Origin of the sequence: Enterobacter sp. LM3 (genome assembly GCF_046622475.1) — a bacterium.
Taxonomy (GTDB): domain Bacteria; phylum Pseudomonadota; class Gammaproteobacteria; order Enterobacterales; family Enterobacteriaceae; genus Enterobacter; species Enterobacter cloacae_P.
On sequence record NZ_JBJURN010000004.1, the window covers coordinates 529 to 10,584 of the forward strand.

The 10,056-nt window shown below is 48.4% G+C and carries 16 protein-coding genes and 1 pseudogene; 2 read left to right on the forward strand and 15 right to left on the reverse strand.

The window, feature by feature from the left end:
- The 3 genes and pseudogenes from ACJ9N4_RS06020 to ACJ9N4_RS06030 form a co-directional block, all read right to left on the reverse strand.
- Positions 1-123 (reverse strand): annotated as a pseudogene (locus ACJ9N4_RS06020) (lysozyme); the annotation flags it as partial.
- Positions 110-427 (reverse strand): phage holin family protein, encoded by a 318-nt coding sequence (locus tag ACJ9N4_RS06025; RefSeq protein ID WP_411500326.1) that lies wholly within the window; start codon positions 425-427, stop codon positions 110-112. The gene ACJ9N4_RS06025 and the pseudogene ACJ9N4_RS06020, both read right to left, overlap by 14 nt.
- Positions 428-881: 454 nt before the next feature.
- A complete protein-coding gene (locus ACJ9N4_RS06030) occupies positions 882-1,073 on the reverse strand; it encodes a hypothetical protein (protein ID WP_411500327.1) in 192 nt (63 codons plus the stop codon).
- 488 nt (positions 1,074-1,561) lie between these two features.
- Here ACJ9N4_RS06030 and ACJ9N4_RS06035 point away from each other — a divergent pair, with 488 nt between their 5' ends.
- Complete coding sequence (locus ACJ9N4_RS06035) at positions 1,562-2,572, forward strand: hypothetical protein (protein WP_411500328.1); 1,011 nt, start codon at positions 1,562-1,564, stop codon at positions 2,570-2,572.
- A gap of 17 nt (positions 2,573-2,589) precedes the next feature.
- Here ACJ9N4_RS06035 and ACJ9N4_RS06040 read toward each other — a convergent pair whose 3' ends face one another.
- From ACJ9N4_RS06040 to ACJ9N4_RS06090, 11 genes are all read right to left on the reverse strand, one after another.
- A complete protein-coding gene (locus tag ACJ9N4_RS06040; protein WP_411500329.1) occupies positions 2,590-2,964 on the reverse strand; it encodes an antiterminator Q family protein in 375 nt (124 codons plus the stop codon).
- 14 nt (positions 2,965-2,978) lie between these two features.
- Positions 2,979-3,968 carry a DUF968 domain-containing protein gene (locus ACJ9N4_RS06045; protein WP_411500330.1) on the reverse strand — a complete coding sequence of 330 codons (990 nt, stop codon included), beginning with the start codon at positions 3,966-3,968 and terminating at the stop codon, positions 2,979-2,981.
- Positions 3,965-4,681 carry a phage antirepressor KilAC domain-containing protein gene (locus tag ACJ9N4_RS06050; protein ID WP_411500331.1) on the reverse strand — a complete coding sequence of 239 codons (717 nt, stop codon included), beginning with the start codon at positions 4,679-4,681 and terminating at the stop codon, positions 3,965-3,967. Before ACJ9N4_RS06050 ends, ACJ9N4_RS06045 begins: the two co-directional genes overlap by 4 nt.
- Positions 4,682-4,705: 24 nt before the next feature.
- Positions 4,706-5,095 carry a RusA family crossover junction endodeoxyribonuclease gene (locus ACJ9N4_RS06055; RefSeq protein ID WP_411500332.1) on the reverse strand — a complete coding sequence of 130 codons (390 nt, stop codon included), beginning with the start codon at positions 5,093-5,095 and terminating at the stop codon, positions 4,706-4,708.
- Positions 5,092-5,319, reverse strand: a complete 228-nt coding sequence (locus ACJ9N4_RS06060; protein WP_411500333.1) for a hypothetical protein — start codon at positions 5,317-5,319, stop codon at positions 5,092-5,094. Before ACJ9N4_RS06060 ends, ACJ9N4_RS06055 begins: the two co-directional genes overlap by 4 nt.
- Positions 5,316-5,978, reverse strand: coding sequence for an MT-A70 family methyltransferase (locus ACJ9N4_RS06065; RefSeq protein ID WP_411500382.1), 663 nt, complete (start codon positions 5,976-5,978; stop codon positions 5,316-5,318). Before ACJ9N4_RS06065 ends, ACJ9N4_RS06060 begins: the two co-directional genes overlap by 4 nt.
- On the reverse strand, positions 5,975-6,469 hold the full coding sequence (locus ACJ9N4_RS06070; protein ID WP_411500334.1) for a hypothetical protein: 495 nt from the start codon (positions 6,467-6,469) through the stop codon (positions 5,975-5,977). Before ACJ9N4_RS06070 ends, ACJ9N4_RS06065 begins: the two co-directional genes overlap by 4 nt.
- Positions 6,466-7,356: a conserved phage C-terminal domain-containing protein gene (locus ACJ9N4_RS06075; protein WP_411500335.1), complete on the reverse strand. Its 891-nt coding sequence runs from the start codon at positions 7,354-7,356 to the stop codon at positions 6,466-6,468. The genes ACJ9N4_RS06070 and ACJ9N4_RS06075 overlap by 4 nt, the downstream gene beginning before the upstream one ends.
- Positions 7,346-7,525 (reverse strand): DUF4222 domain-containing protein, encoded by a 180-nt coding sequence (locus ACJ9N4_RS06080; protein WP_063945205.1) that lies wholly within the window; start codon positions 7,523-7,525, stop codon positions 7,346-7,348. Before ACJ9N4_RS06080 ends, ACJ9N4_RS06075 begins: the two co-directional genes overlap by 11 nt.
- A 239-nt stretch (positions 7,526-7,764) precedes the next feature.
- Complete coding sequence (locus tag ACJ9N4_RS06085) at positions 7,765-8,235, reverse strand: YmfL family putative regulatory protein (RefSeq protein ID WP_411500336.1); 471 nt, start codon at positions 8,233-8,235, stop codon at positions 7,765-7,767.
- Between the two features lie 19 nt (positions 8,236-8,254).
- Positions 8,255-8,470: a Cro/CI family transcriptional regulator gene (locus ACJ9N4_RS06090; RefSeq protein WP_199160767.1), complete on the reverse strand. Its 216-nt coding sequence runs from the start codon at positions 8,468-8,470 to the stop codon at positions 8,255-8,257.
- 101 nt (positions 8,471-8,571) lie between these two features.
- Here ACJ9N4_RS06090 and ACJ9N4_RS06095 point away from each other — a divergent pair, with 101 nt between their 5' ends.
- Complete coding sequence (locus ACJ9N4_RS06095) at positions 8,572-9,198, forward strand: LexA family protein (RefSeq protein WP_411500337.1); 627 nt, start codon at positions 8,572-8,574, stop codon at positions 9,196-9,198.
- Positions 9,199-9,527: 329 nt separating this feature from the next.
- Here the strand turns inward: ACJ9N4_RS06095 and ACJ9N4_RS06100 are convergent, their stop codons facing one another.
- A complete protein-coding gene (locus tag ACJ9N4_RS06100) occupies positions 9,528-10,019 on the reverse strand; it encodes a hypothetical protein (protein WP_411500338.1) in 492 nt (163 codons plus the stop codon).
- Between the last annotated feature and the right edge of the window lie 37 nt (positions 10,020-10,056).

The following is a 10,056-nucleotide window of genomic DNA, read 5'->3' on the forward strand; positions in this document are numbered from 1 at the left end:
CAGGGAGCCGCCGACAATAACATCGTATCCGTGGTTATTAGTCTTCTGCCTTTCGTTGTCGGTGCCTTCAGACCAGGCCAGCATGTCGAGAAATGCTTTTCGCTGTGGGTTAGTTGCTTGCATTTTTCATCCCCGTAATTCTTTCCCAGAAAAAGCTGAGCGCCACGCTACCCATCGTTCCGGACATACCAGCCACGACAAGTACGTAATAGATGCTCAGGCCTGACTCTATGCTGATCAGTCCACCGATCAATCCGGCAAAACCAGAAACGGCAACCTGGGCGAATGCAGCAACCCAACTCCATGCAGTTTTATTTGTTTTGGTATCGATGATGTACTTAACGAATCCGCCATAGATAGACATGGCAGCAATAAGAACCCATACGAGCAACCCATATGAGCTAGGGTCTTTGTTAGGCATACGCATATCTCTCACCTCGCGTAGTTAGCGGGTGCTGTGTGTTTAAAAGGGGTCAGGCCCTCGGGACGATTTAACAAGTAGGCATGTCGATGATGGTTCCTGGAGCCTGAAATAAGAAACCCGGCGACAGGCCGGGAAGATAAGGGTGTAGCAATATCGGCACTGCAATCGAAGGAGCCCATTTTCATGGGGCTAAATGAAGACAATCTCTCTTCAGCAGGGTTGTTTAATGCATAAAAATAATTAACCATTTACATAGTTGCAAATGGTTACTACTTAAATTAAATTACCGCCACTTTTTTTGTGGATATAAAACAGATAAGCGGACAAGCATTAAAATCATTCGTGCGGAGAGGATTGGTGTCGTTCTCCGCACTTTTTTAGACTCAAAGCGATTTCCGCCACGTAGAAATTAAAAAGCCCCGTACTGTGGCGAGGCTTCAACTTATTTTTTTGTTCGTTACAGCTTTGGTTCTTCAAGACGCTCGCTGATTACTTCAACCTCGCCATTGTTAGAAAGGTTGTCTCCGCGAGTCACATACCAGGCACCTATGATGGTCTCGCCCGACTCTAAGTCGTCGATCTCCTCGTATGCGTAGTAAGCGATTTGCCTACTTCCGTTATATTGGATCCAGTAATAGCCTTCTCTCATATCCACCTCCTCGTTCATTTCAACGGAGTGTAGCTTGTCTGGCTCATCTCTGGCGTTAGAAATACTTAAAGATGAATGAAGCGTGATGACCTGACAGTAATCCTGCCTCTTGCACTTGGCGTATCCACCTACCTATTAAGCAAAGGAGGTTATCGCAACTAAAAGACCACCAGCCGCTGCCATAGTGCAAGAAACAGGATCGGACATTTAGCCCCCTCTTTTGCCGTGAGTCCTCTCAGAACGAGGGGAAACAAAAAAGGCCGCCCGTAGGCAGCCTCTAAAAATGACAAAACCCCGCTGTAGCGAGGTTTAGGTATCGTTTTAAGTCCGTGGCGTAGAAACCACTCTTAACACAGTAAACGAGAAAATGCGGACCGCGTTAGTGATTTTTAACGAGTTTTGCTTTATTTTTCCTACACACAGCAAAATAAGAAGCAGTTCTTGCCTAACTATTCAGTTAACGCGGGGCTTAGAATGAGGGATTATCTTTGGGTGACATACAGTATGATGTAGAGTCCGAGCAACAGGCTTTTGAATTGCTCGAGCGTTATCTGAATGGACAAGGCCTGCCAGAAAAAATCACTTTCAATGGCTGGCCTAGCCTAACCATCAGGTTAACAGGCGATAAATTCAACAAATCACTTACCCCCTCAGTAATGAAGGGCTTCGTTGAGATGCAATCGCAGATCAACAAGTCTTATGCGCTTGCAAAATACGGCACTCCAGATGTTCGCAGGCTAACTAAAGAAGAGCTTGATGCTTTAGAAATTGAAGTTACAGTAGAGCAAGGTTCGTCACTTGTTGAGATCAACATTGATGGATTTCTGAGCAAGCTTACGCACGAATTGGTAGGAAAAATGAACGCCACAGAGATTGTCATTACAGTTCTCGGTGCTGCCGTCATATGGGGCGGTGTTACCGTCTTCAAACGCTTCTTAGATAACCGTAAAGACACTCGCCTTGCCGAGATCGCCAAAGAAGGCGATAAAGAACATCTGCGTTCAATGCAGGTGATGACTCAAGAAGAAACAAAGCGCCTTCAGATCATTGCTGAAATGGTTGCAAAAAAGCCTCTTCTCGACAACATGGATCGTATGTCTTATGACGCTAAGACAACTATGGTTAAGTCTTTCGTACGTTCAGACACCGCTGAAATTGATGGTGTTACTATCGACTCAGAGACTGCAAAAGAATTAGTTACCAATGCACGCCGCCGATCCGTCGAGATGCGAATTGACGGTGTTTACCGCATTGAGGAAGTGAATAATACAGACCCTGAATGCTTCAAAGTTAAAGTTCGTAGGGTTGATTCTGACCAACGTCTTACTTGCGTAGTACAGGATATTTTCCTTGACGAGTCTGGAAACAAAGAAGCTCTACAACGAGCAGAATGGGAAAGAAAGCCCGTTCATTTAAGCATCAATGCAAAACATGTTGACGGTGATATCAAGTCAGCTGTGATTTTATATGTCAAAGATGTTGATAATAAGCCCGAGTAATCGGGCTTTTCCTTTCATTATTTTACTTCTGCATCCATCTCTAACTTCACATCCAGCATGCTGAGGCAGCCGTCAATAAACCCTTCTGCCATCTGGATTTCTATACGTATAAGCTTCTCATCTTTCTTTCGTGCTTTGGCTATCTTCCGCTTCGAAATTCCGTAGAGATAATGCGCAACTAAAAGCGAATGCTCATAGGGTTTGCGTTTTTGAAGTCGAGCCAAACACCCCTCAATAATCAGGGCGTCGTCGTCAGTGCAAGAAAGGCGGGATTTGCTTGTTTGCGGAAGAAGTCCTTTGAAGCCAGCAGCGATTGGTGAGTAATCCACTCCAGAACTATCGCTTGCAGCCCATCCCCCCCAACGCTCTAATAACATCTGAATATCACGCATGTTTTCTCCACTGTTCATGCTAATACGCCGATTTCCAGCGCACGATCTAAAACCCGAAACAGCAGCGTTAACTGGTCGCCGTATTTCGCTTCAAATGCCACAGGATCAGCGTGCAACTCATCGTGATGTGCTCTGCACAGCGGCATCACAAACAAGTCGTGCGCTTTAGTACCCATTCCACCTTGCCCGTGGCCTATCAGGTGGTGGGGGTCGTCTGCCGGGTTGTTGCAGCAACTGCACTGCTGCGATTTAACCCAGCGGGTATACTTCTCATTCACCCAGCGGCGGCGCTTTGGCCTCAGCATGAATGATTCCGGTGATTCAGGATCGACCTTCACCGAGACTATCTTCTTAACTTTCTCCTGGAGGATTTCAGTCGCCGGTAATGACGGAACAATGTCGCTTTCCCGCATCACTGAACTGTGCTCCTCTGGCTTAATCCTGAGCGCTTTGTTAGCCACCGATTCAGGAATAAGGTCAGCCAGATCATTGCGTACCATCCACCAGCAGAACTCCGGCAGCGTCAGGGTATGGTCTTCGCTAAATCCCAGCATAATATTCACCCTTTCGAGTAGCCATTTTACCAGGCTCTGCATGGCAATTCCTGCCAGTCTTTCAGTAGTTTGTTCACGTAATTGGTTATCACACCCCCAGCAAAGGCGAATGCTGCCGGGGGCGTGCCGCATCACGGTGAAGTCTCTTGCGTGCCAGTCTGTATGAGGCCACTGACATTCGAATTTCCTTTCCAGCCAGGCATCAAGACCACTGAGGCCACCAGCACGATTTATAACCCTCTCGTTCACGAAAATAACCTGCATACTGACATCATCTGTCAGCGGCTGGTGGGCTTCAGGAATCAGCCCAGATGGTAGATGCTGGATTGCTTCGGATGGCGTTTCAATCACCACCCGGCCACGACGAAACAACCACAGCAGTTCGTTACCTGGACGGAACAACACCACCCCAGACATTGGCGCAACTTCAGGTGTCAGTATGGCTCTCACGCAATTTGCCCCTTAGCGATATGCTCTGACCACAGGCCGCCAATCCAGCGCACACCCTTTGCAGTGAAGCGAGACTGATTGAATGCGTAGTTGGTCTGGTTAGTGGTTCCCGTCTTAACTTCAAAGCGGCCCACTTCAATGTGTTTACTCTTCGGGGTAAGCACGCGGTTTAACCGGTACATGATGCCGTTCTCAATGAGGAACATCGCGAACTCGGGTTCTTTGGCGTTCAGGAGCTTGGCAACCTGCCTGAATGTCATCGAGCCAGTGGCTTTGACGTAGCGATCAACAAATTCAGCCTTTGGCGCAGCAATTGCCAGCTCTTCACTCAGGCGCTGCTTCTGTTCGGCAAGGTCGGCTGCGAGGCGGAGTGCTTCAGGGAGCGTTTGGGGTACAACCATCCCGGCCCCGCTCTCCAGTTCTTGCCAGCGGTCAACAAGGCGGGCGGTAAACTCAGGGCACAGCTGCGCAACGATCACATAGCTGTCTCTCTTGTTTACCTCGTAGTAGTGGTAAACCTGCTGGTTCTGTGGATGGGTGTACTGCATTGCAGCATACCCCCCAATAACTCCAGAATTCATCAGGCGCTCAATGGTCACACAGACATTACTGTGACGTGAGTCGACCAGTTCTGCAATTTCACGGCTGGACATGGTTATCTGCTGACCCATCGCGGCGGCATGGTGCGTCGGACTCATTACGGTGATATTCATCTGATTTATGCTCTTCTCCACTTATCAGGCGGCTGCACCCGCCAGAGGTTCATGTTTCTTGATCGATATCTCTACGCGACCACCTGGTACTTTCGGACCCCATTCCACCAGCATTTTCTGTACCTGGCTGTCATCCTCCCAGATGCCAGCATGAGTAAGTGCGTCAAACAGAGCCTTGTTGTAGTTGTCGATGTAGCGGCGGCGTTCATCTGGCGGATAGAGAAGGATCTCCACAGCAGCCGGAGAGGATGAGGGCTTTGGAAGGCGGCGTAACTGTTCAATAATCGCCGCACATGCTGCGCTCTGGTATGCCCTGCCTTTCTCGCTGATAAGATGGCGGCCTTTTAACGGCCCCTTGTTCGGGGCTCGCCAGTAGGTGTTTACGCTCGGAGGAAACGGGAGAACAAGTTTCATGACTCGACCCCATATCGCCCGTTCAGGCGTCCGATTACGCTGTTGAACATCACTAGGCTTACGCCCATCGGTTTAACCTTCTCGTGGTATTCCTTCAGGATCGGCGGTACCACAACATTCCAGCTTGGCTTTAGCTTCTGCTTCATGACTTTTTTAATTGCATCATTGCATTGACGTGCAACATCACGGACAGCGTTCTCATGCTCGGTAGAGAGTTTTTTCATGCTGCGCGCTCCTGAGTATTAATAACTTGAACAACAGTGCCAGGAATCAACTCAACTGCTGGTACCTCTACCTGGTTTCCCCAGTGATCCCAGCCTGGCGCACCACAACGGCTGAACAGTTCGATACGCGGAACGTCACCGTAAAGCCTCTCCAGACGGAAGCGGGCCTCTGCAGGCTTCTGGCTGTGCTCACCGAGTGGGCTGTAGATAACCTGCTTTATGCTGGCGCACTGGCGTTCCAGTCCATTTCCCCTGGTGGCGATCAACAGATCTTCGGTGTTTGCTCGGGTGTAGTTCCCGCCATTCATACGGGTTTGGGTATTCAGCAGGTCGAGAAAGTCGTAAAAGTCCTCTACTCCACCAGCCTGAAGCGCTTTGTTGATGTGCTGTTCTGCCTGCGCGTTGAGCTTTACCCAGGTAAAACCCTTCATGGTTCTAACCTTAAAGCCCCATGCTTCAGCCAGTTCGATAGCCTCTCTGGTATGCGTGCCGGTGAACCACATAGCCAGAACAGCATCATCGGCAGCCAGATCCCAAACAGGAAGACGCTTCATGTCGATAAGCTTCATCGTGTCGTAGTGGTCTTCTGCTGCTCCATTGCTGGCCTTGTTGTCATAGCTCCAGGCTGGATCTGCATAAATCAGTGAGTATTTCATCAGACGTTCCTCGCTCGGCCAGCCAGACACCATCCATCATTTGGAACCCTAATCTTCGGTACCATGTTCAGGCACCGCTGTCGCTCTGCCAGAATCTTCTCCCGCATACCTTCGTTCTTTGACCTGTTGAATGCGTCCATGAGTACGGTTGCAGCGCGCAGAAAAAGCCCTTTATCAAACAGATCCTGCGCCTTATCCATCATCGCAACGACAGCCGGGTTTGGTGCGGTTTCCTGGTTTGGCTCAGGGATAACTTCAGATTTTTCGACCGCCTCGCGCGGGATAACTGGACCAATCGGCCCTGTTGGTGCTTTTGCGTAGTAACGGAAGTTGTGACGTTCGCCTTTGCGTTCAGCTCGATGAAGCATAACCAGGCGGCATACCGCACGCTGAACACTGTGTAATTCGTACTCCGGCAGTGCTGCGGCGATCTCTTTGTTCGTCAGTCCAGGGTTATTGGCCACGAACAGCTGAATTGTTTTCAGAAAACTCATGGTTTAGCTCCTCTGAAACCTGCTGGAATTGCTTTGTCTGGGCCACCGAAGGTGAGGGAATTTTTCTTGCGGGCTGCATCCCAGTCCTCGCGCTGTGGCCTACCCTTCGCATCCCAGCGAGTAGCAACCTGCAGGTAGCTCGGAAATTTTCCTGGGATGAACAGAGTCTTTGGACGCATGTACTGGTAATCCTTCAACCCTTTCCAGTGCTCGTGCTTGTAGTCGACCACCAGCATGAGTTCTTCCAGGGTGAACCCTTCGCGAAGTCTTGCGCGGATGTTATCCAGAGATGCAGAGCAATTCTGGAAACGAGAACCACTCACCAGGTTGAGATGTTTAAGCACCAGTTTTGAATTGTCTGTCAGCAAAACATCAGGATCAGGCTTCTGGTCATCACGCTTATCGTCGGGTTGCGGGGCAACCTGACAAGAAGGTTTTTTATCTGATGGATCAGTAGTTGATTTTACTGACGGATCCCCACCAGATTCTGGCGGGTGAAAACTGCCATTATTACTGTTTTCCGACGCATCAAATTTTGACGGGTCAGATTTTGATGCATCAGATTTTGACGTGTCAGATTCTGACAGGTGAGAAAGTGCGGCTTTTTGGAGCTTCGTAACATTCAGTCGGTAAATATTCGACCCGTTTCGGTTACCTTTGCGTCTGGAGGTTCGCGTCAGCCAGCCATCAGCCTCAAGTTTGGCAATAGCAGTTCTTACAGTGCTTGGTCCCGCACCGATCTGACGTGCAATAGTCTCGATTGAAGGCCAACTTACTCCTTCATCACTGCTGAAGTCTGCCAGACGCGCCATGATGGCAACGCTGGACAACTTCATGCCTGAAGAAGCACAAGCGTCCCAAACGTAACCGGTTAATTTAGTGCTCATGGTCGTCCTTTAACTCTGTAAACTTACGCTGGAATTGTTCAAGAGGGCTGAAGCACTCATGATCGTACCCTTCGCGAAGGTATATAACGCGTCGAGTCTCGGGCTCCCATCTGATGACGTGGACTGTGATTCCTCTGTGGTCTCTGAATCGCCGGTCAACTTCAGCCATGCTTCACGCCCCTTCTCGTTCATCTGAGCAAAAGCCTCTACCATCTCCCCAGCAGGCTGGTAGTTGTTCACTTCAGACTGGTCGTTTAATCTCTCCACATAGCCGAACGGGGAGTCTTTCCCCACCAGCGGCAGGCATCTGAATTGCTTAACTGGCCTGAATCGGTTTAAACTGTTCATGCGTTAGTTTCTCCACTGAATACGACACGCCAGACGCCCGGAGCTGCACACTCGCGGGCGTCACTTCTTTTGGCTTTTCTTACGGCTAAACAGCGCAACAATCGCGCGGATTTCTTCTTCACGCGCTGCCAGGTGACGGCGGTGATACTCATTAATTTCTTCTGCTTCATGTGATTCGATTACTCCATCCTCAAGCGCTTTCTGGATAATCATGTCTACACGTCCACGCGCAGCGGCAGTTCTCATAGCACGGGTAAATAGGTCAACGCGATCGAGGTCTTCCAGTTGCGGAACGTCCACCAGCAGAGCGCCACGACGATGGGCAAAGTAATCAGCCAGGAGTGAGGTGTTTGAAATATCCTCCATCGCTTCCAGCTCGTTCACTTCAAAGAAGCGACATCCGTTCTTTTCGTACAGGTTGTTATTGAACTGAGTTACGGACATGCCAATAGCACCAGCCATAGCCTCACGGCCTCCTGGGTATGCTTTGCACATCGCTTTAACTACTTCTTTCAGACTTGCCTCTACCATGTTGAATTTCCTTTGGTAGTTACTGTTTTGAGGATGCTTCGTTAGACTTTCCATACAGCTCAGGACGGAAAGGCAATTTACCCTCAGTTCGATATGCAGCCTCAGCAGCCCGACCTTTAGGAATTAGCCGACCAGGTCGATTACGCCACTGGTAAACCGCCTCACTTGTAATGCCGAAAAAAACCGCTACTTTCTCGGTGCTACCGAAAAATTTCTCTACTTCATCGGTCGTCATAACGTCTCCTTTGCTAAGTTTGATTAGATATTAAATATCAATCTATCTTTGGTCAATAAAAACTAAGATTAGTTAGTTTTATTTCAATGAGTGACGTGAGAATGGAAACGGTTGGGCAACGAATAAGAGGCTTGAGAAGAATCACAAAGACCTCACAAAAGGAATTAGGTAAATTTTGTGGAGTTAGTGATGTCGCAGTGGGCTACTGGGAAAAAGATGTTAACGTCCCTGGTGGCGAGGCGCTGGGTAAACTTGCAAAGTTCTTCAATACTTCAATAGATTACATTCTATATGGCACTGAATTTGAAGATAAGTTAATCACTAGCATGAGGCGAATTCCTGTAATCTCTTGGGTGCAGGCTGGTCACTTTACCGAAACGTCACCAGCCGAGATCAGAAGTGAAGCAGAGAGGTGGGTTGAAACATCCCTTCGAATTAGCGATCGCTCATTTGCACTTGATGTCCAAGGCGACTCTATGACAAACCCAAATGGGTTGCCTACTATACCGCAAGGCGCGACAGTCATCGTTGATCCTGACGCTGAGCCGATAAACGGTAAGATTGTTGTAGCCCGACTGGATGGCACAAACGAGGCTACAGTAAAAAAGCTGGTCATAGACGGTCACCAGAAGTTTTTAGTTCCATTAAATCCTCGCTATCCGAACATCCCAATAAACGGCAACTGCGTCATCATTGGTGTGGTTAAAGGCGTTCAGTACGAAATCTAAGTTCCCCTACCGCCTCAAAACACTAAACTAAGAAAAGTTTGGTGTTTACTCTTGACCTTAAAACTAAGTTAAGTTAGATTTTATCCATCGACAGCGAACAGGCATGATACCCACGAAGTAGCAGCCGGTGGAGTATGAATGACCGGATGATTCGCCAGGTAATGAGGATATGACCGGAGAAGACATGCAGAAGCCACTACGCATTTACGCAATGGCGTTCGCGAATAAAGCGCTGACCATATCAAGTGATGATCGCGAAGATTTTTGGTTAGAAATCACGGGTGGTGTGGGTTGGATTAAATTCACGAAACACAGTCAGGAAACTGAATTTACAAGTGATGGAGCGTTGTTTGTAGCCACTGAACTGCGTTTGGGATCTGACCAAGCCCCTTACCCAATAGTTCAAGCACGATGTGTTTTGTGGCGTCAGCGGGAAGCTCTTTTAAACGCTTCAAATACGCTTTCTTTTCTTCTGGGTCAGAAACGTTCTGATTAATGAACTCTCTGATGGTTGAAAGCGTTTCATCATGAAGTTTGACGGTAACAACTTTGAGCGAGGAAGAAATACTTCCCTCTTCACTCAGAAGGTTAACAGCAGCATTGGTTGCACTAATCAGGTCAATAGCTGGCTCCATGCCATCAAATGAGTCTTCTATTCCGCCTGTAATTAAACCTTCTTGCTGTAGGTAGGCGATGTTTTGAAGAAGTGTTTTTTCATCAAGAGATGATAGTTCGACTGGAATGTGACCTATTTGCTCAGGATAGAAATCAATAGCTAATTCAAGGATTTGTAATTGAAGTTTGCGATCAAAAGTCGCCATGCATTTACCCTTCTTGGTTGTGTGAGAGCAACAAGAT

Coding starts and splice junctions, on each gene's coding strand:
- ACJ9N4_RS06025 (WP_411500326.1), bottom strand. CDS start 427: ATGCGTATGCCTAACAAAGACCCTAGCTCATATGGGTTGCTCGTATGG.
- ACJ9N4_RS06030 (WP_411500327.1), bottom strand. CDS start 1,073: ATGAGAGAAGGCTATTACTGGATCCAATATAACGGAAGTAGGCAAATC.
- ACJ9N4_RS06040 (WP_411500329.1), bottom strand. CDS start 2,964: ATGCGTGATATTCAGATGTTATTAGAGCGTTGGGGGGGATGGGCTGCA.
- ACJ9N4_RS06050 (WP_411500331.1), bottom strand. CDS start 4,681: ATGAATATCACCGTAATGAGTCCGACGCACCATGCCGCCGCGATGGGT.
- ACJ9N4_RS06055 (WP_411500332.1), bottom strand. CDS start 5,095: ATGAAACTTGTTCTCCCGTTTCCTCCGAGCGTAAACACCTACTGGCGA.
- ACJ9N4_RS06060 (WP_411500333.1), bottom strand. CDS start 5,319: ATGAAAAAACTCTCTACCGAGCATGAGAACGCTGTCCGTGATGTTGCA.
- ACJ9N4_RS06070 (WP_411500334.1), bottom strand. CDS start 6,469: ATGAGTTTTCTGAAAACAATTCAGCTGTTCGTGGCCAATAACCCTGGA.
- ACJ9N4_RS06075 (WP_411500335.1), bottom strand. CDS start 7,356: ATGAGCACTAAATTAACCGGTTACGTTTGGGACGCTTGTGCTTCTTCA.
- ACJ9N4_RS06080 (WP_063945205.1), bottom strand. CDS start 7,525: ATGGCTGAAGTTGACCGGCGATTCAGAGACCACAGAGGAATCACAGTC.
- ACJ9N4_RS06085 (WP_411500336.1), bottom strand. CDS start 8,235: ATGGTAGAGGCAAGTCTGAAAGAAGTAGTTAAAGCGATGTGCAAAGCA.
- ACJ9N4_RS06090 (WP_199160767.1), bottom strand. CDS start 8,470: ATGACGACCGATGAAGTAGAGAAATTTTTCGGTAGCACCGAGAAAGTA.
- ACJ9N4_RS06095 (WP_411500337.1), top strand. CDS start 8,572: ATGGAAACGGTTGGGCAACGAATAAGAGGCTTGAGAAGAATCACAAAG.
- ACJ9N4_RS06100 (WP_411500338.1), bottom strand. CDS start 10,019: ATGGCGACTTTTGATCGCAAACTTCAATTACAAATCCTTGAATTAGCT.